The organism is Mycobacterium sp. 852014-52144_SCH5372336, assembly GCF_001665615.1.
Classification (GTDB): Bacteria; Actinomycetota; Actinomycetes; order Mycobacteriales; family Mycobacteriaceae; genus Mycobacterium; species Mycobacterium neumannii_A.
Window position 1 is genome coordinate 178899 of sequence record NZ_LZSW01000043.1, and the last position, 21718, is coordinate 200616.

The 21718-nt window shown below is 65.1% G+C and carries 20 protein-coding genes, 1 other RNA gene and 2 pseudogenes; 18 read left to right on the forward strand and 5 right to left on the reverse strand.

Features of this window, described 5'->3' with window-relative positions:
• The first annotated feature begins 145 nt into the window (after positions 1-145).
• The gene (gene prfB / locus A5759_RS10380) at positions 146-1252 is read left to right on the forward strand and encodes a peptide chain release factor 2 (RefSeq protein WP_066849904.1); all 1107 of its coding nucleotides are present in this window, start codon (positions 146-148) and stop codon (positions 1250-1252) included.
• Here prfB and A5759_RS26565 read toward each other — a convergent pair.
• Positions 1232-1384: pseudogene (locus A5759_RS26565) on the reverse strand (hypothetical protein); the annotation flags it as partial. The gene prfB and the pseudogene A5759_RS26565 sit on opposite strands and share 21 nt — an antisense overlap.
• On the opposite strand from A5759_RS26565, the gene A5759_RS10385 reads away from it, so the two are divergent.
• The 9 genes and pseudogenes from A5759_RS10385 to ssrA all read left to right on the forward strand — a co-directional run bounded on the left by A5759_RS10385 (position 1320) and on the right by ssrA (position 9355).
• On the forward strand, positions 1320-2222 hold the full coding sequence (locus tag A5759_RS10385; RefSeq protein ID WP_369816187.1) for a mechanosensitive ion channel family protein: 903 nt from the start codon (positions 1320-1322) through the stop codon (positions 2220-2222). The pseudogene A5759_RS26565 and the gene A5759_RS10385 sit on opposite strands and share 65 nt — an antisense overlap.
• The gene (locus A5759_RS10390; protein WP_068197048.1) at positions 2219-2635 is read left to right on the forward strand and encodes a hypothetical protein; all 417 of its coding nucleotides are present in this window, start codon (positions 2219-2221) and stop codon (positions 2633-2635) included. The genes A5759_RS10385 and A5759_RS10390 overlap by 4 nt, the downstream gene beginning before the upstream one ends.
• 36 nt (positions 2636-2671) lie before the next feature.
• Positions 2672-3361, forward strand: a complete 690-nt coding sequence (ftsE, locus tag A5759_RS10395; RefSeq protein ID WP_064346044.1) for a cell division ATP-binding protein FtsE — start codon at positions 2672-2674, stop codon at positions 3359-3361.
• The gene (gene ftsX, locus A5759_RS10400) at positions 3361-4257 is read left to right on the forward strand and encodes a permease-like cell division protein FtsX (RefSeq protein WP_064394402.1); all 897 of its coding nucleotides are present in this window, start codon (positions 3361-3363) and stop codon (positions 4255-4257) included. The genes ftsE and ftsX overlap by 1 nt, the downstream gene beginning before the upstream one ends.
• Positions 4258-4259: 2 nt before the next feature.
• On the forward strand, positions 4260-4766 hold the full coding sequence (gene smpB, locus A5759_RS10405) for an SsrA-binding protein SmpB (protein ID WP_064394403.1): 507 nt from the start codon (positions 4260-4262) through the stop codon (positions 4764-4766).
• A gap of 92 nt (positions 4767-4858) precedes the next feature.
• Positions 4859-5641 (forward strand): annotated as a pseudogene (locus A5759_RS10410) (EamA family transporter).
• 87 nt (positions 5642-5728) lie between these two features.
• Positions 5729-7993, forward strand: coding sequence for a bifunctional diguanylate cyclase/phosphodiesterase (locus A5759_RS10415; protein WP_231984606.1), 2265 nt, complete (start codon positions 5729-5731; stop codon positions 7991-7993).
• 34 nt (positions 7994-8027) lie between these two features.
• Positions 8028-8873 carry a maleylpyruvate isomerase family mycothiol-dependent enzyme gene (locus A5759_RS10420; RefSeq protein WP_068197054.1) on the forward strand — a complete coding sequence of 282 codons (846 nt, stop codon included), beginning with the start codon at positions 8028-8030 and terminating at the stop codon, positions 8871-8873.
• Between the two features lie 112 nt (positions 8874-8985).
• Positions 8986-9355: a transfer-messenger RNA gene (gene ssrA / locus A5759_RS10425) on the forward strand.
• Positions 9356-9459: 104 nt separating this feature from the next.
• Here ssrA and A5759_RS10430 read toward each other — a convergent pair.
• Positions 9460-9645 (reverse strand): hypothetical protein, encoded by a 186-nt coding sequence (locus A5759_RS10430; protein ID WP_064417181.1) that lies wholly within the window; start codon positions 9643-9645, stop codon positions 9460-9462.
• A gap of 466 nt (positions 9646-10111) precedes the next feature.
• Between A5759_RS10430 and A5759_RS10435 the strand changes: the two genes are divergently transcribed.
• From A5759_RS10435 to A5759_RS10455, 5 genes are all read left to right on the forward strand, one after another.
• On the forward strand, positions 10112-10885 hold the full coding sequence (locus A5759_RS10435) for an SDR family NAD(P)-dependent oxidoreductase (RefSeq protein WP_068197057.1): 774 nt from the start codon (positions 10112-10114) through the stop codon (positions 10883-10885).
• Positions 10886-10962: 77 nt separating this feature from the next.
• Positions 10963-11763 carry an alpha/beta fold hydrolase gene (locus A5759_RS10440; RefSeq protein ID WP_068197060.1) on the forward strand — a complete coding sequence of 267 codons (801 nt, stop codon included), beginning with the start codon at positions 10963-10965 and terminating at the stop codon, positions 11761-11763.
• Positions 11764-11804: 41 nt separating this feature from the next.
• Positions 11805-12176 carry a hypothetical protein gene (locus tag A5759_RS10445; protein ID WP_068197126.1) on the forward strand — a complete coding sequence of 124 codons (372 nt, stop codon included), beginning with the start codon at positions 11805-11807 and terminating at the stop codon, positions 12174-12176.
• Between the two features lie 37 nt (positions 12177-12213).
• Complete coding sequence (locus A5759_RS10450) at positions 12214-12717, forward strand: DUF2505 domain-containing protein (protein ID WP_068197066.1); 504 nt, start codon at positions 12214-12216, stop codon at positions 12715-12717.
• Positions 12718-12850: 133 nt separating this feature from the next.
• Complete coding sequence (locus tag A5759_RS10455; protein ID WP_068197069.1) at positions 12851-13102, forward strand: hypothetical protein; 252 nt, start codon at positions 12851-12853, stop codon at positions 13100-13102.
• 30 nt (positions 13103-13132) lie between these two features.
• On the opposite strand, the gene ponA2 is transcribed toward A5759_RS10455, so the two are convergent.
• Complete coding sequence (gene ponA2, locus A5759_RS10460) at positions 13133-15580, reverse strand: transglycosylase/D,D-transpeptidase PonA2 (RefSeq protein ID WP_068197072.1); 2448 nt, start codon at positions 15578-15580, stop codon at positions 13133-13135.
• A gap of 90 nt (positions 15581-15670) precedes the next feature.
• Complete coding sequence (locus A5759_RS10465) at positions 15671-16483, reverse strand: DUF1906 domain-containing protein (RefSeq protein ID WP_068197075.1); 813 nt, start codon at positions 16481-16483, stop codon at positions 15671-15673.
• Positions 16484-16663: 180 nt separating this feature from the next.
• On the opposite strand from A5759_RS10465, the gene A5759_RS10470 reads away from it, so the two are divergent.
• Positions 16664-18214: a serine hydrolase gene (locus A5759_RS10470; RefSeq protein ID WP_068197131.1), complete on the forward strand. Its 1551-nt coding sequence runs from the start codon at positions 16664-16666 to the stop codon at positions 18212-18214.
• A gap of 11 nt (positions 18215-18225) precedes the next feature.
• On the forward strand, positions 18226-18951 hold the full coding sequence (locus A5759_RS10475; RefSeq protein WP_068197079.1) for a TIGR02206 family membrane protein: 726 nt from the start codon (positions 18226-18228) through the stop codon (positions 18949-18951).
• A 430-nt stretch (positions 18952-19381) separates the two neighbouring features.
• Here the strand turns inward: A5759_RS10475 and A5759_RS10480 are convergent, their stop codons facing one another.
• Entirely contained in the window at positions 19382-20146 is a 765-nt protein-coding gene (locus A5759_RS10480) for an SDR family NAD(P)-dependent oxidoreductase (protein WP_068197082.1), read from the reverse strand.
• A 162-nt stretch (positions 20147-20308) separates the two neighbouring features.
• On the opposite strand from A5759_RS10480, the gene A5759_RS10485 reads away from it, so the two are divergent.
• The gene (locus A5759_RS10485; protein WP_068197085.1) at positions 20309-21538 is read left to right on the forward strand and encodes a TerC family protein; all 1230 of its coding nucleotides are present in this window, start codon (positions 20309-20311) and stop codon (positions 21536-21538) included.
• Positions 21539-21718 lie beyond the last annotated feature (180 nt).

Genomic DNA, 21718 nt, shown 5'->3' on the forward strand with positions numbered 1-21718 from the left:
CTTCCTTCTCGCTGCCCGGCCTCGCGCAAGGGGCTGTCGCGTCGGGGCCGGCTGGTTACGCATCCGATGCTAGAACGCGGACGGGCCTCGTTGCCGCCAGTCGCGAGAACCGGCGCGTGTCGGCTCACAGGTAACCTGAACTCCCGTGGATCCTGACCGTCAAGCCGACCTCGCTGCCCTCGACTCCACCCTGACCACGGTGGAGCGGGTGCTCGACGTCGAAGGCCTCCGCGGTCGCATCGAAAAGCTCGAGCACGAGGCCTCCGACCCGAACCTGTGGGACGACCAGACGCGCGCTCAGAAGGTCACCAGTGAGCTGTCGCACACCCAGGGGGAGCTTCGGCGCGTCGAGGAACTCCGGCAGCGCCTCGACGACCTGCCGGTGATGTACGAGCTGGCCGCCGAAGACGGCAGCGAGGAGGAACTCGCAGAGGCCGACGCCGAGCGGGCCAAGCTGCGCGAGGACATCGAGGCGATGGAGGTGCGCACCCTGCTGTCCGGCGAGTACGACGAGCGCGAGGCCGTCGTCACGATCCGCTCGGGCGCCGGCGGGGTGGACGCCGCAGACTGGGCCGAGATGCTGATGCGCATGTACATCCGCTGGGCCGAACAGCACGACTATCCCGTGGAAGTCTTTGACATCTCCTACGCCGAAGAGGCGGGGATCAAGAGCGCGACGTTCGCGGTGCACGCACCGTTCGCCTACGGCACCCTGTCGGTCGAGCAGGGCACCCATCGCCTCGTGCGCATCAGCCCGTTCGACAACCAGAGCCGCAGGCAGACGTCGTTCGCCGACGTCGAAGTGCTGCCGGTGGTGGAGACCACCGACCACATCGACATCCCGGAAAGCGATGTGCGCGTTGATGTCTACCGCTCCAGCGGCCCCGGTGGCCAGTCGGTCAACACCACCGACTCGGCGGTCCGGCTGACCCACATCCCGACAGGCATCGTGGTGACCTGTCAAAACGAGAAGTCGCAGTTGCAGAACAAGGTTTCGGCGATGCGGGTCTTGCAGGCAAAGTTGTTGGAACGCAAGCGCTTAGAAGAGCGCGCCGAGATGGATGCCCTCAAGGGCGACGGTGGCAGCTCGTGGGGCAACCAGATGCGGTCCTACGTGCTGCACCCCTACCAGATGGTCAAGGATCTGCGCACCGAGTACGAGGTCGGCAACCCCGCCGCGGTGCTCGACGGCGACCTCGACGGGTTCCTCGAGGCGGGCATTCGTTGGCGCAAGAGTCAAGACGATGGATAACAGTCTGATCGCACTGTCCCTGGGGGAGCGCTGGGGAGGGTTCTGGAAGGGCAACATCGGCAACTGGATTCTCGACCGCGGTGTGACGATCGCACTGCTGTTGATCGGCGGACTGCTCGCAGCGCGGTTCATCAACTGGGCGGCACAGCGGATCGTGAGCCGCATCGACGCCGAATATCTGGAAAGCGATCAGCTGGTGCGTTCGGAGAGCGCCAAGCACCGGCAGGCCGTCGCTTCGGTGATCTCGTGGGTCACGGTCGCCTTGTTGTTCATCATCGTGGCAGTGCAGATCACCGACACGCTCGCGATCCCGATCGGGTCGCTGGTCGCGCCTGCCGCGGTGCTGGGCGCCGCGCTGGGCTTCGGTGCGCAGAAAGTCGTCCAGGACCTGCTGGCAGGTTTCTTCATCATCACCGAAAAGCAGTACGGCTTCGGCGATCTGGTGCAGCTCAGCATGGTCGGTGCACCCGAGGAGTCGCTCGGAACGGTCGAAGAGGTGACGTTGCGGGTCACCAAACTGCGCACCGCCGAAGGTGAGATGTACACCATCCCCAACGGCAACATCGTTCGATCGCTCAACCTGTCGAAGGACTGGGCGCGCGCGGTCATCGACATTCCGGTGCCGACGGGGTCCGACCTCAACGAGGTCAACGAGCTCCTGCACACCGTCGCGCGCAAAGCAACAGACGATCCGCAACTCAGCGCACTCATGCTCGACGCGCCCCAGCTGATGGGTGTCGAGAGCATCGGGCTCGAGACGGTGAACCTGCGGATGGTCGCGCGCACACTTCCCGGTAAGCAGTTCGAAGTCGGCCGGCGCATTCGCGTGTTGGTGGTCGCCGAGCTACGCCGCGCCGGGATCGTGTCGCCGACCGACAGTGTGACACCGACGGTGGGCGCCATCGTCCACCCGGCGACAGACGGCGGCGCCGGCAATGAGACGCAGGGCTCCGCGGAGCAGAAGAAGTGAGGAACTGGCTGAGCGCCCGTTTCGGCCGGATGCGGGTGTCGACGGTGGTGCTCATCGCGGCGTTCGTGGCGCTGTTCTGGGTGAACCAGACGTTCGAGCCCAAGCCGCCCGAACCGGCCGCGCCCGCCCCTGCGGTCGTCCCCCCGGGGTTCGTGCCCGACCCGAACTACACGTGGGTGCCGCGCACCAACGTGCGCCGGACCACCGAACCGCCAACGACGACGACCACGACCACCACGACCACCCCGCCGACGACCACCACGACGAGCCCGACCGAGACCACACCGACCAGCCCGACGACGCCGACAACGCCGCTGATCGGGCCCGAGGGGCCGCCCACAACGACGGATACGCCGCTGGTGCCCCCGGTTCCGCAACTGCTGCCGCCACCGACGGCGACTCCGCCCAGCTAGGGCGGCACTGTTTCACCGCTACACTGGCGACCCGTGATGATCACCCTCAACAACGTGACCAAGCAGTACAAGTCGTCAGCGCGGCCCGCGCTCGACAACGTCTCGGTCAAGATCGACAAGGGTGAGTTCGTCTTCCTCATCGGACCGTCGGGCTCGGGCAAGTCGACGTTCATGCGGCTGCTCCTGGCTGAGGAGACTCCGACCCACGGCGACATCCAGGTGTCGAAGTTCCACGTCAACAAGCTGCCCGGGCGCCACATCCCCAGCCTGCGTCAGGTGATCGGCTGCGTGTTCCAAGACTTCCGGCTGCTGCAACAGAAGACCGTCTTCGAAAACGTCGCATTCGCCCTCGAGGTCATCGGCAAGCGCGCCGAGACCATCAACCGGGTGGTGCCCGACGTGCTGGAGATGGTCGGCCTGTCGGGCAAGGCCAACCGGTTGCCCGCCGAACTGTCCGGTGGCGAACAGCAGCGCGTCGCGATCGCCCGCGCATTCGTCAACCGGCCGCTGGTGCTGCTCGCCGACGAGCCCACCGGCAACCTGGACCCGGAGACCAGCAAGGACATCATGGATCTGCTCGAGCGGATCAACCGCACCGGGACCACGGTGTTGATGGCCACCCACGACCACCACATCGTCGACTCAATGCGCCAGCGGGTCGTCGAACTCGAACTCGGCCGGCTGATTCGCGACGAGCAGCGCGGCGTCTACGGAATGGATCGCTAGTGCGCTTCGGCTTCCTTATCAACGAGGTCCTCACCGGATTTCGTCGCAACGTCACCATGACCGTGGCGATGATCCTGACGACCGCCATCTCGATCGGCCTGTTCGGCGGCGGCCTGCTCGTCGTCCGGCTGGCCGATCAGTCCCGCAACATCTACCTGGACCGCGTCGAAAGCCAGGTCTTTTTGACCAACGACGTCTCGGCCAACGACCCATCGTGTGACGCCGACCCGTGCAAGGCGCTGCGCCAGCAGATCGAGGACCGCGACGACGTGCGCTCGGTGCGGTTCCTCAACCGCGATGAGGCCTACGAGGACGCGATCACGAAGTTCCCGCAATACAAGGACGTCGCGGGCCGTGACGCGTTTCCGGCCTCGTTCATCGTCAAACTCGATGACCCCGAGCAGCACAAGGAATTCGACGAGGCGATGGTCGGCCAGCCCGGCGTACTCAACGTGCTCAACCAGAAGGAGCTGATCGACCGACTGTTCGCGGTCCTCGACGGCATCAGCAACGCCGCGTTCGCGGTGGCGTTGGTTCAGGCGGTCGGCGCGGTCCTGTTGATAGCCAACATGGTTCAAGTCGCGGCGTACACCAGACGCACGGAGATCGGCATCATGCGCCTGGTCGGGGCCAGCCGCTGGTACACCCAGTTGCCGTTCCTGGTGGAGGCGATGCTTGCCGCCTTGATCGGTGTGGTCATTGCGATCATCGGGTTGATCGTGGTGCGGGCGCTGTTCCTGGAGAACGCGCTCAACCAGTTCTATCAGGCGAACCTGATCGCCAAGGTCGACTACGCCGACGTGTTGTACTTCAGCGCTCCGCTGATGCTGTTCTTGGGGTTGGCGATGTCGGGTATCACCGCCTACGTGACACTGCGGCTTTACATACGAAGGTAGCCATGGCAAAACAGGGCGCCAAGAAAGCCGACCCCTCCCGGTCCAGTAACAACAAGGTAGTCGCGACCAATCGCAAAGCACGACACAACTATTCGATCCTGGAGACGTTCGAGGCGGGGATCCAGCTCGTCGGCACGGAGGTGAAGAGCCTGCGCGACGGGCAGGCGTCGCTGGCCGACGCCTTCGCCACCGTCGACGACGGCGAGGTGTGGCTGCGCAACCTGCACATCCCCGAGTATCACCACGGCAGCTGGACCAATCACGTGCCGCGGCGCAACCGGAAACTGTTGTTGCACCGCAAGCAGATCGATCAGCTGATCGGCCGCATCCGCGACGGCAACCTCACGCTCGTGCCGCTGTCCCTGTACTTCACCGACGGGAAGGTGAAGGTGGAACTGGCACTCGCCCGCGGTAAAGAGGCCCGCGACAAGCGGCAGGACCTGGCGCGTCGTGACGCGCAACGCGAGATCACCCGCGAGCTGGGCCGCCGCGCCAAGGGCATGACCTGATCGGAGTCGCGCTCGCGCTGGCGTCGGCGCTGGGCTACGGGATCAGCGACTTCGTCGGCGGGCTGGCCTCGCGCCGCGTCGCCGCGTTGCGCGTGGTGTTGGTCTCCTATCCGATCGCGTTGGTGGTGCTCGCGGTACTGGCGGTTCCTATCGGCGGGGACGTCTCGCAGGGCGCAGTGGTCTAGGGCGTGTTGTGCGGGGTCGCGCAGGCGTTCGGCGTGTGGTGGTTCTACGCCGCGTTGGGTTCGGGTCCGATATCGGTGGTGTCTCCGCTGACCGCGATCCTGGTGGCGGGCATCCCGGTGGGCGTCGGGCTGGCGCTGGGGGAGCGGCCCGGGCTGATCGCCGGCGTGGGCGTGGCGCTGGCGTTGGTGGCGGTGGTGCTGGTCAGCCGGGAGGCGTCCGACAAGGACGTCACGGAGCACAGGTTCACCCCGACGGTGGCGTGGTTGACGGTCGGCTCGGGCGTGGCGTTCGGGTTGAATTTCGTGCTGATCGATCAGGCGCCGGTGGACGCGAAGTTGTGGCCGTTGGTGTTCGCCCGCGCGTCGGCGACGGCGCTGGTGGTCCTCATCGCACTGCTGAGCCGCAACCTGCGACCGCCGTCGGGAACCCCGCTGCGGTTGGCGGTGCTCGCGGCATTCATCGACGTCGGCGCGAACATCGCGATGCTGCTGGCACTTCAGGCGGCGCTGCTGTCGCTGGCGGGCGTGCTGATGTCGCTGTACCCGGCGGCGACGGTGTTGCTCGCGATCGTGGTGCTGCGCGAGCGGGTGACACGCTGGCAGGCGCTCGGCATGGTGTTGGCGCTGGCTGCGGTGGCCATGATCAGCCGCAGGCTGAAAGACGCGAGTATTTGGGCCGAGCCGACATAAGCATTTCGTTGAATAAGGCATCATGACGAACGGAAAGGCGGGGAAGGCGTGTTGCTCAGGGGTCATCGTTGGCGTTACGGCGTCGTCGTGGCCCTGCTTCTCTCAGTCGTGGTGAATGCACTGGCCCCATGGGGATACGACCGCGCCGAGGCGGGGATGATCGCGGTGCAGGCGATCTTGGGCGCCGTGATCGTTGTCCGCGGCTTCGTGGTTGCTCGGAAGGTCGACGGCACAGCTCGACGGTGGCGGGTCCTGATCGCGGCCTCGTGCTTGAGCTGGCTCATCGGTGAACTGCTGTGGTGGACGGGCGGAGGCGCAGACGACGGTCGAGTGGCCGGTGGGAGGGAGATCGTCGCGTATCTGCTCCCCGCGGTGCTCATCTTCTCGGCAGTGGTCGTGTTGGGGCGGGTGGGCGTCGGGCGCACCAACACCCCCGACCCGGTGCGCCAGTACTCGCTTGTCGCCTCCGTGCTCGACGCGATCGTGGCGGCCATCTCGTTTTCGCTGCTGTCCTACATGGCCGGATATGGTGCACTGGCCGCAGCGGCATTTCCCCGGTCGGACAATCCGCCCATCCTGGTCACCTATTCGCTGCTCCAGCTGTGCGCGGTGGTGGCGGGGGTCTTCTTCGCCAGTCTCTATCGGCCAGGCCGGCCATATCGAGCGGACTGCCTGCTGTTGACCGGCGGTGTCATGTTGCTCGCGTCCGCCGACCGGATGGTGGCCTACTTCCGGACTGTGGCCTTGCAGAACGGTGATTTGTGGGGCGGCGGCGCGTTCATCATCGGGCTGATACTGGTGATCTACGCGCTCGCCACACCGACGCCGCAGTCAGAAACCGCCGCGCAAAGCAGCGATCGGGTGATGGACTGGGTGCAGTTGATCTTGCCGTTCGCCGGATTCGCTGGAATCGCAATGCTTTACGGCTACCACGTGATGATCGGCAAAGAGCTCGACGGCGTGCTGGTCGTCGGAGCGGTGGTGATGGTTCTGCTCGTCGCCACGCGCCAGGTCTTCGCGATGCGCGCGCAGCACAGGTTGACGCTGCGGCTGTTCGACGCCCAGCACCGGCTCGCGCACCAGGTTCATCACGACGCCTTGACCGGGCTGCCGAACAGGCTGTTGTTCGGCAAGGAGCTCGAAACAGCCGCAACCAGAGGCGGTTTCGTGCTGATCTTCGTCGACCTCGACGACTTCAAGGTCGTCAATGACCGGTTCGGCCACGCGGGCGGCGACGAACTGCTGCGTGCCGTGGGCGAACGCCTCCGTCGATGTGTGCGGGATACCGACACCCTGGCACGCATCGGCGGTGACGAGTTCGCGATTCTGATCAACAGCGACGCGGCGGCACCTGAAGTCGTCGCCGACCGCGTCCGGGCGGCGCTTCGGGAGCCGTTCGCGGTGCACGGCTCGAGCGTGCGGGTCCGCGCGAGTATGGGCCTGGTGCGGCCGCATGCCGGTGACGACAGCCAGACCCCGGACGACCTGCTGCGTAAGGCCGACCACTCGATGTATGAGGGCAAACGCCTAGGAAAAGACATCGCCGTCGTCTACCCGTCGATGATCGGCCGGGCAGTGGACTTTCCCACCGCGTTACGTCACGCCGACGGCGATCCGCCGGCCGGGTTCAGCCTCGTCTATCAACCCATCGTTCGGCTACCGGAGGAGGCTCCGGTCGCCATCGAGGCGCTGGCGAGGTGGACCGCACCCGACGGCACGCAGATACCGCCCGAGACGTTCGTGGCCGCCGCCGAGGCCGCGGGGCTCGGCGATGCCTTCGACGCGATGGTGCTCGACCAGAGTTGCCGGGAAGTCGCCGCGGCCGGTTCGGGTATCGATTTGCAGGTCAACATCGGGGCGGGACGCTTGCGCGACGGCGGATTCCGCGACGTGGTGGCCGGGACGCTGGCGCGCTACGGCATGGAACCCAGCCGGCTGACGTTGGAGATCACCGAGACCGTGCCGGTCGTCGATCTCGACGAGACAGCCGCACAAATACGGCGGCTCAGGGCTATTGGCGTCAAGGTGGCCCTGGACGATTTCGGTGCCGGGTACAACTCGCTGACTTATCTGCACGCGTTACCCATCCAGATCGTCAAGCTCGACCGCAGCCTGTTGGCCGGACCCGAACGCGCTCAGGCCGCCACGCTGTACCGATCGGTGATCGCGGTGTGCGATCCGTTGGGCCTGGAAGTGATCGCCGAGGGCATCGAGACGGTGGAGCAGGCCGAGATGGTGTTCCTCGCGGGCTGCTCGCTGGCTCAGGGGTATCTGTTCGGGTCGCCCACTGCGATCACCGATCTGCCGCCGAACCTCATGCCGCCGACACACCGTAGCGTCGCGGGTTCCTAGCACGGTCGTCGGTGACGAGCGGTACGGTCGGGCGGTGAGCAGCCCCTTGCGTCCGGTCACCACGCTCGACAAGACTGCGGTCCTGGATGCCTTGTTCGCCGAATGGCAGACGATCGGTGACCTGTTGGCGGGCCTGGGCGAATCGGACTGGCAGACCGCGACGTCGCTGCCCGGTTGGACGGTGCACGACGTGACGGCCCACATGGTCGGCACGGAGTCGATGTTGGCGGGCATGGACATGCCGCAGCCGGATGTGGATGTGTCGGTGTTCGAGCACGTGCGCAACGACATCGGTGTGCTCAACGAGCGGTGGGTGCTGGAGTTGCGGACGATCAGCGGCGCGGAGTTGAGGGACCGTTTCCAGGCCGTCACCGCCGAGCGTCGTGCGGCGCTGACCGCGATGGGCGACGACGAGTGGAACCAGGTGACCGCGACGCCGGCCGGCCCGGACAGTTACGGCCGGTTCATGCGGGTCCGGATCTTCGACTGCTGGATGCACGAGCACGACATCCGTGATGCGCTGGGGCGGCCGGCGTCCGACCCGACCGGCGCGCCCGCGGTGTTCGCGCTCGACGAGATGGCGGCCAGTATGGGCTTCGTGGTCGGCAAGCTGGGAGGGGCGCCCGACGGGTCTCGGGTGTCCATCGTGCTGACGGGACCGCTCAGCAGGACGATCGACGTCGCGGTCGAGGGCCGGGGCAAGGTCGTCGAGGACTTCGGCGACGAGGAACCGACGGCGACGATCACGCTCGATGCGCTGCTGTTCGCGCGATTGGCCGGTGGGCGGGTCGCGTTGGCCGAGCATGCCGACGACATCGGCTTCGGCGGTGACGAGGAGGTCGGCAGGCGTGTCGTCGATCACCTCAACTACGTGATCTGACCAGCGTTAACGGGTGGCCGAGGGCATAAATACGTGGTGTGGGGTGTTGTAGGTCGCGTAAGATGAAATGTCCTGCCGTAGATCGGCGGGCGCGTTGTTAGACAACTACACAGGGGCTGAACGGTTTCGACTTCGAGTGTCGAATCAAGGGAAGCGTGCCGGTGCAGGCAAGAGACCACCGTTAAGCGTCGTTGCAACCAATTAAGCGCCGATTCCAATCAGCGCGACTACGCTCTCGCTGCCTAAGCGACAGCTAGTCTGTCAGCCCGGGAGAGCCCTCGACCCGGTGTCTGGCATCAGCTAGAGGGATAAACCGGTGAGTTCGGTCGCGGGACTCATCGGGACATCAAACAGCGACTGGGATCGTCATCCTGACTTGTTCGCGTGATCAGGAGATCCGAGTAGAGGCATAGCGAACTGCGCACGGAGAAGCCTTGAGGGAACGCCGTAGGACCCGGGTTCGATTCCCGGCAGCTCCACAAGAGAAGGGCCGCAGAAATGCGGCCCTTTTTCTTTGCTCGACCCGGCCCCGCTGGTCTGACTGCGACGCGAAGCGAAATTCAGCGAAGCAAGCAGTTCACTGCCGCTAGGCAGTCAGCTGCACCGACGGGGTTGCTTGTTCGACCCGGATGATGGCGTCCCCAGGGAAATGCTCGCGATGAGTCTCGGCTGCGTCGGCGGGATCTCCGGCGATTACGACGCGTAAAGTGTGGATCTCGCAGGCGTGGCTGATAACGGTGTAGTGATCGTGTACCGGATTGGCGTCTGTCATCGGATGTTTCCTTTCTAAGTGTGATGCAGTGACGACTCCGTCATGAAGTTACTGATGGTCCGAGCCTGGACGCGTCGGCTGATCGGCCCGTGATGTGGAGGAGAGACGTTCAACTGATTGGGGGATATGGCTCGAACATTCGCTGCCAGTTCCGAGGTCAGTAGAAAGACGCTGCCACGGTTTCGGTGATCGCCTTCAGAGGTCGTGATTTTTAGTTCCCCATGCGTCAGCACCCGGACGATGACTGCGCTTGACGCCGTCAGGGGTCGAAAACGAATCCGCAGCTCTGTGCGTGGACATAAGCTTTGCGCGTCCAACACCGAGGAACTGCCCTGATCGCGATCTCTCCCAGACATTTCCATTTCGAGATCGCACGACCGCCAGGTCGAGCTTGGCATCTACCGCGTCGACAACTTCGGCGCACAAAGGAGGCTGGAGCATTGTCGACCAAGCTGACGGCCCAGCTGTGACCCCAGAACTAGGGCGTCTCCACGGAAAGTCCGCCGTGATCACTGGGGCGGCGTTCGGGATCGGCCGGGCGACGGCCGTGCGCTTCGCGCGCGAAGGAGCCCGGTTAGTCCTCACCGACATACAAAGCGAGCCGCTGCTCGCGCTGGCCGATGAACTGCGGCACGACGGGACGGAAGTCGACACAGTTGTCGGGGACGTCTCGGTCGAAGGCGATGCGCAGCGGATGATCACAGCGGCGACCGACCGCTACGGACGGCTCGACGTGCTGGTCGCCAACGCCGGGATCATTCCGCTCGGCGATGCGCTGGAGGTCTCCGCCGCCGATTGGGACGAGGTGATGGCCATCGACGGCCGCGGAATGTTCCTGACGTGCAAGTTCGCGATCGAGGCGATGTTGCCCACAGGGGGCGGCGCCATCGTCTGCCTCTCCTCGATCTCCGGACTGGCAGGCCAGAAGCGACAGGCCGCCTACGGGCCCGCCAAGTTCATCGCTACCGGCATGACCAAGCACCTGGCGGTCGAGTGGGCCGACCGCGGCATCAGAGTCAATGCCGTTGCGCCCGGGACGATTCGAACCGAGCGAGTCAAGCAGCTTCCCGATGAGCCGGGTGGCTCGGAGTATCTGGCGGCGATCGAGCGTATGCACCCGATCGGCCGCATCGGCGAACCGGCCGAAGTCGCCAGCGCCATCGCCTTTCTCGCGTCCGACGACGCCTCGTTCATCACCGGAGCGGTGTTGCCCGTCGATGGGGGATACCTAGCGCAATAGTGCTCGAACTCCAAGACTGTCGTGAAATACCGTCGGCCACAAGACAATACCTCCGTTCAAGCGAAGGAGCTCCGTGGATGCGAGTGACACGAACCGGCTCCGGTGGGCCGCCCTTGGTCTTCGTGCACGGGCTTGCTTGCGACGGTACGGACTGGCAGGCGCAGGTCGACTGGTTCGAGACAAGAACCACCGTCGTCGTATGTGAGTTGCCGGGGCACGGTTCCAGCACGGCCGCACCAGAGGACTGCACAGTCGAGGCGTACGGCGCCGCGGTAGCCCGAGCCATGACGGAGTTGTCGCTGCCGCCGGCGATCGTCGTGGGCCACAGCATGGGATGTCGCGTCGCTCTTCAGGCGTGCCGGGTAGCGCCCGACGCCGTGGCCGGGCTCGTACTCGTCGACGGCAGCCGAATCGGTGACGGTGATCCCGCCGTCGCCGAGCAGGCCATGGCCGACGAACTCGCCGGCGACGGCTACGGCCGATTCATGCAGGGATTCTTCCAAGGGATGTTCTTCGGATCGAGCGACCCCGATCTGGCAAAGCGGATCATTGACCGAGGTGTTCGTTTTCCCGCGCCAATTGGAAGAAGGCTGCTGACGAGTCTGGTCGGTTGGGACGCCCGCGAGGTGGAGAGCGCACTCGAGTCTGTCCGCGTGCCGCTGCTGGCGATTCAATGCACGACCCTCGATGCGGCACGCGAACGTGTGTCGCTCGAATCGGGACAGAGTGCACCCTGGATCGACCTGGTGCTTGCTCATGTGCCCCAAGCCACCGCCGCGATGTTGCCCGGTTCTGGCCACTTCCCGCAGGTCGAACAGGCCGCGGAGGTCACCGCGCTGATCGCCGACTTCTGCGACGCCATTCAGCGTCATCAATGACGCCTGTCCTCAACTCCGTCGCCCCGACCCGAGGAGTCACGATGTCCGAGTCCATCGAACGCCTGATGGAAAGCAACCTGCTGCGGGTCTTCAACGAGCGCGATGCCGATCGCCGCCGAGCGGCCATCGCGGACACCTATTCACCGGATGTTCGTTGGGCCGACAACGAAGGCGTATCGGTCGGGCACGATGCGCTCGATGCGAAAGCCCAAGCGCTGCAAGACGGACAGTTGGCCGGGCTGTCGTTCGTCAAGGCAGGGCTTGTCCATCACACGCGGGGGTTCGTGTACCTCGCCTGGAATGTCGTTGCTCCGGGCAGCACTACGCCGCTCGTCTCGGGATTCGACGTCGCGCTCGTCGCCGAGGTCCGAATCACCGACCTGTTCACCGTGATCACCGGGGCACCGCAATGATCGGACGGCCCAAGTTCATAGCGATATCCTTCTGAACATGCCAAAGTCTTTCGACTGCTCCGTCGAAACTCCGGTCAGCATTGAGCAAATTCACGCCGTGTATTGCCAGAGGGACTACTGGGAAGCACGGTTGGCGCCCCATAAGGACGTGGTTGAACTCCGCTCATTCGACGTTGACGCAAGCGGCACGGTGCGCACCACAGTGGTTCAGGACCTGCGAAACGTCGTCCTGCCCCCTCCATTTGGGAAACTGTATCCGCGCGGTTTGGAACTCGTCCAAAGCGAGACCTGGGCCGTCGATCATGACGCGACAGTGCGTGGAGACATACATGTAAAGGCTCATGGAGCCCCAGGCTCAGGACGCGGCCGCGTTGTGATTACCCCTTCCCGCGACGCGAAACGCCTCGAGTGCAGCGCAACCGTTCAAGTCAAAGTCCCCCTTGTAGGGGGCAAACTCGAGAACCTCTACGGCCGTCAGATGATCGATCAGATCCCGGACACACTTCGCTCCATTAAAGAGTGGATCGACGAGAGCGCCTGACCCTACCTCCGGAGCCGACGAGCTACCGCCGCTGTCCGCAAAGAGAAGATTTCTCCGAAATCCCTGCTCGGCCGGGATCGATCGTGGTTCACTGACCTCCACGCAAATTCTTGACGGGCGTCAGGGGGTATCGGTGGCTGATCAAAGCGTCGACGATCGGGAGCAAGGCCACGACTCGGAGTTGGCCGTGGACATCCGTGTCCGCGTCCACCCGGACACGGACGCAGAGGCACGTGGGGTCATCGTCGAAGACTTCGGTGAGATGACCGCCGTGGCCGTCGATATCGGCTCCAACCACATCGCGGATCCCGCCCGTCGCTGGGCAGTGATGCTCGACGAGGGCACGCTGCTGTTCGCCGACTCCGAACAACTCACACCCGAGTAGCTCCCGGTAAGCCTCTGATCCCACCCGTCCTCAAGCAGGCGGGGGAGGCGGTGGCGGCGGTGGCGGCCCGAAAATGAACGGCAGACCGGGAATCGGCATCGCCATCGGATCGGGTGGCGGTGGCGGTGGCGGCGGCACACCCGGCGGAGGCGGGGGTTCCTCCCGACGCGGCGGCGGTGCCGGCGCGATCCCCGTGCTGGTGTTGATCGTGACGATGGACCCCGGGATGGTTCGACCACTCGGCGTGGTCCCGACCACCGCACCGTAAGCGGCCCCGCTGTTGACCGGCGTCGTCTTCTCGGCCACCTGGAAGCCGGCGTCCTTCAGTCGCTGCCGGGCCCGGTCGACATTCATGCCCGTCACGTCCGGCACCTCGCTGCCGGGACCGCCCTCGACGAAGCGGGGATCGGTCGGCGGCAGACGCACCTCGCCGAGATCGGTCGCGATCGGCTTCATCGCCTCGAACCAGATGCGCGCCGGCTCGTTACCCCCGTACAGGTCCCCGCTGTAGCACTTGCGAAGCGGGAACGAGCAGATCCCCGACGGTGAGTTGGAGTCGTCGAAGATGTAGACGGCACCCGCGAGCTGGTTGGTGAATCCCAGGAACCCGGAGGACCGGTGTGACTCGGTTGTGCCGGTCTTACCGGACATCGGCAGATCCCAGCCCACCGAACCCGCGGCTCCCGCGGCCGTACCGCCCCCCTTGTCGTCCTTGCTCAGCGCGTTCGCGAGCGTGTTCGCCAACCCCTCCGGGACCGCTTGGTCGCACTTCTCCGCGGTGAACGTCACCTCGTTGCCACGACGGTCGATGATCTTGTCGATCGGGTTGGGCGGACACCACGTGCCGCCGGAACTCAACGTCGCGGCCACATTCGACAACTCGAGGGCGTTGAGCTGGAACGGCCCCAGGGTGAACGATCCGGCGTTCTGCCGCTTGATGTACTCGGCGAGGCTCTCATTGCTTCCCCGGTCGTACGGTCGCGCCGTTCCCGGAAGGGCATAGGAGCGCAGCCCGAGCCGCACGGCCATGTCGACTGCGCGAGGCACGCCCACCTGCTGGATGAGCTTGGCGAACGCGGTGTTAGGAGAACTGGCCAGCGCGTCGGTGACGTTCATCGACCCGCGGTAATTCCCGGCGTTCCTCACACACCACGTCTCTTTCGGGCAGCCGGGGGTGTCGCTGCTGCCGAGTCCACGGGCTTGGAACGATCCGGGGACGGCGAGTTCGGCGTTGATGCCCATGCCCATCTCGAGCGCCGCGGCCGTGGTGAAGACCTTGAAGATCGAACCTGCGCCGTCGCCTACGAGTGAGAACGGTTGCGGCTGCACCGTCTGCCCGGCGTCCTTGTTCAAGCCGTAATTCCGGTTGCTGGCCATCGCGAGCACCCGGTGCGAGTCCTTGCCCGGCCTGATGACGCTCATCACGCTGGCGATTCCGTCCAGCGTGGGGCTCGCGACCTTGTCGATCGCCCGTTTCACCGACGACTGGACCGTCGGGTCGAGCGTGGTGCGGATCAGGTACCCGCCCCGGGCGACCTGTTCCTTGTTGATTCCCGCATGGGCCAGATAGGCCAGCACGTACTCGCAGAAAAAGCCGCGGTCACCGGCGGCGATGCATCCGCCCGGAAGTTCTTTGGGGCGGGGCAGCACACCGAGCGGCGCGGACTTGGCGGCTCGCAGTTCGTCGGTGTGCTGGGGGAGGTGTTCGATCATGGTGTCCAACACCAGGTTCCGACGCTGCAGGGCCCCCTGAGGGTTGACGTAGGGATCCAGCGAGGTGGGCGACTGGACCAAACCGGCCAACAGCGCCGCCTGCTGCCAGTTCAACCGCGAGGCGTTGATCCCGAAGTAGGTCTGCGCGGCGTCCTGAACACCGAACGCCCCGTTTCCGAACCCCACGAGGTTCAGGTAGCGCGTGAGGATCTCCGCCTTGGTGAACGTCTTGTCCAGCGTCAACGCCATCCGCATCTCGCGGAGCTTGCGCGCCGGAGTCAGTTCGACCGCGGCGCGCCTCTCGGCGTTGGTCTGCGCGGTCACCAGCAACTGGAAGTTCTTGACGTACTGCTGCTCGATCGTCGAACCGCCGCGGGTGTCGAGGTTGCCCGACAGATAACCCGACAGGCCGGTGAGCGTGCCTTGCCAGTCGACGCCCGCGTGTTCGGCGAACCGCTTGTCCTCGATCGAGACGATGGCCAGCTTCATGGTGTTGGCGATCTGCTCGCTCTTCACCTCGAACCGGCGCTGGCTGTAGAGCCAGGCGATCGGCTTCCCTGCGGCGTCGACCATCGTCGTCACCTGGGGGACGTCTTCCTCCACCAGCTGCGCCGACCCGTTGGCGACGACGTCGGAGGCTCGGTTGGACAACAGGCCGAATCCGCCCGCGAACGGGAACATCAGCGCCGCCACCAACACCCCGGCCAGCGTGCAGCACAAAATCAGCTTGATGACCGTCCCCCCGGCCGGTGAGCGCTCCGGCATGTCAGCAGAGTATTAAATGCGGTCTCGCGACGAACACTCCCGCGCCGATTTCATCGCAACGACGGCGAAACGCTCTGGTAACGGGCACGGTCAGCTTCGGTCCAGATCCCACTGGCCGAAGTCGGGTGCGAGGACCTCGTCGACGTCGACGTGGGTGTCTCCGATGGGCACGCCGGGCTCGGACGGGCCGATCACCACGGCCTGATAGAGCACGGCCCGGGGCTCGCGCTCACCAGCTGACCAGGCCTTGGTCTGCCACACCCACCAATGTCCGTCGCTGGTCGAGCGGCCGACGACGCCGTCGCCGATCGCCCACGAGCACGCCCGCGCGTGGCCGTAGAGGCCCGTGCGTTCCACCCCCAGCACCGAATTGATTCCGCGGTACCACTCGAGCGCGACGTTCTCCCACGTCTCAGCGTCGATGTCCTCGTCAACGCTGAAGAAGATGGGTGCCGAATCAGGACCGCCCGCGGCATTGTGCAATCGCTGCGCGGTCAGGGCGTCCGCGACACCACCGTCGTATCCGCGTGTGTAATCGGACGGCGTGGGCCAGCCGGGCTTGCCGTACTGATAGCAGCTGACGACGTGCAACCCCTCGGCCCGCAGCGAGTCGGCATACTCGCGCGTCACCGGTTTGAAGTCGAAGTCCGCGCCCGGCCGCAGTTCGGAGACGTAAACGAGCGCCCCGTCGAAGCCCGCCGCCTTGAGCTGATCGGCCGGGACCTTGCGGTGCGCGAAGTCGACGAGACGCAGCGGCGCCGCCGACGCACTCGGGCCCGAAATCGTCGCTGCCGCTGCCCCGAGGAAGAACAGCGGCGGCGCCGCGACGGCATACTTGAGGAGTTCGCGTCGGGAAGGAGAATTCCCTCCGCCACGACCGGGTGACCTCGGGGAGTCCTGCACGGCGCGATGCTAACAACATTGACGACGCACGGGTGCCGGTCGATTGATTCCTCTGTGCCTGATTCCTCGGTACCGAAACGCCCCCGCCCTATGCTGATGACCGATACGCAGCTGGACACGGCGGCGTCGCACCCGCACCTTCGACCGGACGGGGTGGCCATGCCCGCAGACCGACTCGCCATGCACGGCAAGCGGTCCTTGGCGAGGTGGCTTTCCATCGCCACAATCGTCCTCGCTCTGACAGCGTCTGCGGCGTGCGGTGGCGGGGTCGATCATCCGCCGGCCGATTCCGGTGCGCCGGCGACACCGCCGCCCCCGTCGGTCGCAACGCCCACCCCGACCATCCCGGCGCCCGGGCTGGCGCCGGTCGACGAGTTGATCAACACCGCGATTGCCGCCCACGAATTGCCCGGCGCGGTGGTCGCGGTCGGACACCGCGGCGAGCTCGTCGTCCACCACGCGTACGGCTCACGGAAGCTGTCGGGCGAACCCGGGCTCGACGGTGCCCCGGCACCTGCCGAGCCGATGACCGAGGACACGATCTTCGACGTTGCGTCCCTGACCAAGAGCCTCGCTACGGCGACCGCCGTCATGCAGCTCTACGAACAAAACAAGGTCGGACTCGACGAACCGGTGCAGAACTATCTGCCTGCCTTCAACAGTGCGCGCGATCCGCAGCGGGCCCAGGTGACGCTGCGCATGTTGCTCACCCACACTTCGGGCATCGCAGGCGATATCGACCTGCGGGATCCGTGGGGCCTGGCCGCCCCCGACAGCGGGGAAGGAATCCGCCGCGCGCTCGCCACGCCACTGCAATTCGAGCCAGGAGAAGTGTTCCGCTACTCCGATATCAACTTCATCCTGCTCGGGGCGCTGATCGAACAGATCACCGGCCAATCAGAAGACGTCTACGTCCAGCGGAACGTGTTCGCGCCCCTCGGCATGGAGGACACCCGCTACCTCCCTCCGGCCAAGACGTGCGGCCCGCACAAGATCAGAGGGGCCGCGGTCGCGTGGGCACCCACATCGGAGCCGCCTGCGCCGACCGGCTGTCCCGACGATGCCTGGAACACCGACGTTTTGGCCCGGATCGCGCCGACCGCCCTCGACGAGGAAGGCAGAGCCCAACCGGGCGCCAACCCCGATCTCGACTTCCCGCTGCGAGGCACGGTCCACGATCCGACAGCACGGCGCATGGGTGGCGTCGCCGGGCATGCCGGGGTGTTCTCGACCGCACGTGACATCGGCCTCTACGCGCAGGCGCTGCTGGACCGATTGGCGGGCCGTCCCAGTGCGTTTCCGTTGACGCAGGAAACTCTTCGGCTGATGACGACGCCCCAGCAACCGGGGCACTCGCCCGGACAGGTCGATGCGGCCAACGAAGCGGTCCGAGAGGCCATCGCCGCGGCACCCAACCCGAATCCGCTTCTTGCCCCGAACTATCCGGGGATACCGGGTCAAAACCTGCGCGGGCTCGGTTGGGATATCGACACGGGCCATTCGAAACCACGCGGACTGCTCTTTCCCGTCGGCAGCTTCGGGCATACGGGTTTCACCGGGACGTCGATGTGGATAGATCCTGCTTCTGACACGTATGTGATCCTGCTGACGAACGTCATCCACATCCGCGGCAGCAGACCGCTTTCGAACCTACAAGGAGAACTCGCCACGGTGACCGCCCGAGCGCTGGACCTGTACACCGACACGCAACCGGCCCCCAAACCCCGCTGAACGAGTAGGAAATGACCGAGTTGTACTACGCGCAAAGACAGTTCGAGGCGTACGGGCCATCGCACCTGGTGGTCCTCGCGATCTTCGCGGTAGGCGCGGCACTGCTGATCTGGTTGGGCCGTCGACAGACCGAAGCGCAGGCGCGGGTGTTCTCACGCGTATTCGCGTTGCTGATCGTCGCGGCGTTCGTGGTGGCGTTGGTCTACAAGGTGATCCGACCCGACATCCAGACGTCCATACCGATCCAACTGTGCGACATCGCCGAACTCACGGCCGCCTATGCGCTTTGGTCACAACGACATTGGGCTTTCGCGCTGACGTACTACTGGTGTCTGCTCCTGAGTTCGCAGGCGTTGCTGACGCCCGACGTGGGAACTCCCCGCGAGGGCGCACCGGATTTCCCGCATCACCTGTTTCTCACGTTCTTCGTGCTTCACGTCTTCGCGGTCTGGGCGGCCATCTACCTCACGTGGGGACGGGGGAATCGCCCGCGATGGCGCAGCTACCGCTTCACCATCGTCGTGACCCTGATCTGGGCAGCGGCGACCTTCACCTTCAACGCGATCGTCGGCACGAATTATGGCTATCTGAACAGGAAGCCCCCGACAGCGTCGCTGTTGGATGTGTTCGGGCCGTGGCCGATGTATCTGGCGGTCGAAGTGGCGATCATCGTCGCCGCATGGGCACTGATGACGTGGCCATGGGAGCGGAAGCGACGACACGCCGAGGCGGCTTAGCGGCCTATCGGGAGCCGGCGCCGTCGAGGCGGCGGCGAAGGAAGGCAAAGTCGGGTCAACGACTGGGTCCAGGCGCGCCGAAGGACGGCGCGGGTTCCGGCGATGACGTGGTGCCGTCCTAAGACGGTCGCGCCGGCCAGGAATCCACACATAGCGCCCAGAAGAAGGATGCGCCGCGTATGTCGCTTGCTCCGCCGCATGGCCGTCGACGCGGCGAATCCGCACAAGGCGCCCAGGGCCGCGACCACGACCAGCAGAGCCACCCAAAACGGCAGTCCGAGCGAACCCATAAGCAACCTTCCGGCCCGTCATCCGCGAGCCGCTGTGGGTCAATGGAATCACCGACACTGCGGGGCTGGCGCTCCTGTACGCGATTCGTGACCGAAGCGAACGCGAAGCGTTGCAGGACGCCTACCTGGTTTCGCGACGCCTACGTGATCGTGACGCCGCCGTCCACCACGATGGTCTGACCGGTGACGTAGCCACCGGCCTCGGATGCGAGCCAGACGACGGCGGCCGACAGCTCATGCGGCTCACCCAAGCGCTTGAACACGACGCGGTCGGCCAGGGTGCGGTCCAGATAGCCCGGCTTGTACTCGTCGGTCATCTCGGACTTGAAGAAGCCCGGTGCGAGAGCGTTGACGCGGATTCCTTTGCGCTCGCCCCACTGTTGGGCGAGGTCGCGGGTGAGGCCGACGATCGCGGCCTTGCTGGCGCTGTAGGCGGCCTGGGGGAGCGCCGCGGTGGTCAGACCCAAGACGCTGGAGATGTTGATGATCGAACTACCCGGCTGCATCACCCGCCCACACGCTTGGGCGGCCCAGTACGAGCCGTTGAGGTTGACATCGACGACCTTGCGGAACTCTTCAGGCGTTTCCCGAGTGGCAGGCACGGCGGTGCCGACTCCGGCGTTGTTCACCAACACATCGACGCGGCCGAACTCCCGCATTGCCGCCTCGACGAGCGCCGTGCACTGATCGGGGTCGGCGACGTCGGTCTGGACGTTGAGAGCGCGCCTGTCGGCGGCCCTGACGAGTTCTGCTGTGGTTTCCAGCTTTTCGGCACGTCGGGCGGCCAGCACCACATCCGCACCGGCTTGTGCAACCGCCTCGGCGAACGACACTCCAAGCCCGGACGATGCGCCGGTGATGACGACGACCTTGTCGTCGAGTCGGAAGCGGTCCAGAATCGTCATCTCCGACGTTCCCCTGTCTATCGTGGTAGCTGTGCTCGACCAACCGTAATGTGTGGGGTTCGTCGCGTCGGCCGGGCGGTGCTCGCCCGGTCGAGGGTTCGAACCGGCCATTGCGGGCACCACTAGGGGCAGTCGGTTCCGGTAAGGGATAGCGAGTAACGCATGGTTGTACCCGGGTGGGTGTGGGCGTTGACAATCGTCGCCATCGTCGGACTCTTGGCGTTCGACTTCTTCTTCCATGTACGCAAGGCCCACGTCCCGACCCTCAAGGAGGCGGCGATCTGGTCGGCGTTGTACGTCGGGATCGCGGTGCTGTTCGGGATCGGTGTGTTGATCTTCGGGGGCGTCGACCCCGGTGGCGAGTATTTCGCGGGATATATCACCGAGAAAGCTCTGTCGGTCGACAACCTCTTCGTCTTCTTGATCATCATCAGCAGCTTCCGCGTGCCACGCGAGGACCAGCAGAAGGTGCTGCTGTTCGGCATCGTGTTCTCGTTGATCGCGCGGACCGGCTTCATCTTCCTCGGCGCTGCGCTGATCAACACCTTCGCCTGGGTCTTCTACGCGTTCGGGTTGATCCTTCTGATCACCGCGGGCAACATGCTGGCGCCGAACAACAGCGACTCGGAGACCGCCGACAACTTCATCATTCGGCTGGCGCGGAAGCTCTTTCACACCACCGAGCACTACGACGGCGACAAGCTGTTCACGACTGTGGACGGCAAACGCGCGATGACGCCGATGCTGCTGGTCATGGTTGCCATCGGCGGCACCGACATCCTTTTCGCTCTCGACTCGATCCCGGCGATCTTCGGTCTGACCCAGAACGTCTACATCGTCTTCACCGCGACGGCGTTCTCGTTGCTGGGCCTTCGGCAGCTGTACTTCCTCATCGACGGCCTGCTCGACCGGTTGGTCTACCTTTCCTACGGCCTCGCGGCGATCCTGGCGTTCATCGGTGTGAAGCTGATTCTGCATGCGCTGCACGAGAACAACGTGCCGTTCATCAACGACGGAGAACCTGTCACGGTCGTGGAGGTCAGCACCGGCCTCTCGCTCTCGGTGATCATCGGAGTGCTCGTCGTCACCGTCGTCGCATCGCTGTTCAGTAAGAGGGGATCGGCCCAGACTGCGATCGCCAACGCTCGCCGGCACGCTCGGGCCTATCTCGATTCCGAGTACACAAGCAGCGCCGCGGAACGCGAACGCATCTTCAAGGCGCTCCTTCGCGAGCGTGATCAGATCCTGGCGCTCGGCCCCAAGTACCGGCAGCTGGTTCGTGACGAAGATGCGCTCATCGAGCTGCTCGATCGCGCGGCCGCCAAGCACGACGAGGCGGTCGACCGTGGCGAAGCTGAACCCTTCACCCGCAAGGGGCTCACAGCCCCATAGCGCTCGGGAAATCACTTGTGTCTCTTTGGTTTCAGTAGTCACAAGTAGGCCTGGTTTGTCGGTGGGCGGGGTTAGCGTTGCCACGTGGAATTCGAACATATGAGCGGCTCCTCACGTTCTCGTGGGTAGCTGAGGGTGTAATCCGCCGAGGCAGAGGTAGATCATTGAGCTCAGTGTTTG

Bases quoted from the DNA above. Each gene is read 5' to 3' on its own strand.
- ftsE (WP_064346044.1), top strand. From the start codon at position 2,672: ATGATCACCCTCAACAACGTGACCAAGCAGTACAAGTCGTCAGCGCGG.
- smpB (WP_064394403.1), top strand. From the start codon at position 4,260: ATGGCAAAACAGGGCGCCAAGAAAGCCGACCCCTCCCGGTCCAGTAAC.
- A5759_RS10430 (WP_064417181.1), bottom strand. From the start codon at position 9,645: ATGACAGACGCCAATCCGGTACACGATCACTACACCGTTATCAGCCAC.
- A5759_RS10440 (WP_068197060.1), top strand. From the start codon at position 10,963: ATGCGAGTGACACGAACCGGCTCCGGTGGGCCGCCCTTGGTCTTCGTG.
- A5759_RS10445 (WP_068197126.1), top strand. From the start codon at position 11,805: ATGTCCGAGTCCATCGAACGCCTGATGGAAAGCAACCTGCTGCGGGTC.
- A5759_RS10450 (WP_068197066.1), top strand. From the start codon at position 12,214: ATGCCAAAGTCTTTCGACTGCTCCGTCGAAACTCCGGTCAGCATTGAG.
- ponA2 (WP_068197072.1), bottom strand. From the start codon at position 15,580: ATGCCGGAGCGCTCACCGGCCGGGGGGACGGTCATCAAGCTGATTTTG.
- A5759_RS10470 (WP_068197131.1), top strand. From the start codon at position 16,664: ATGCACGGCAAGCGGTCCTTGGCGAGGTGGCTTTCCATCGCCACAATC.
- A5759_RS10475 (WP_068197079.1), top strand. From the start codon at position 18,226: ATGACCGAGTTGTACTACGCGCAAAGACAGTTCGAGGCGTACGGGCCA.
- A5759_RS10480 (WP_068197082.1), bottom strand. From the start codon at position 20,146: ATGACGATTCTGGACCGCTTCCGACTCGACGACAAGGTCGTCGTCATC.
- A5759_RS10485 (WP_068197085.1), top strand. From the start codon at position 20,309: ATGGTTGTACCCGGGTGGGTGTGGGCGTTGACAATCGTCGCCATCGTC.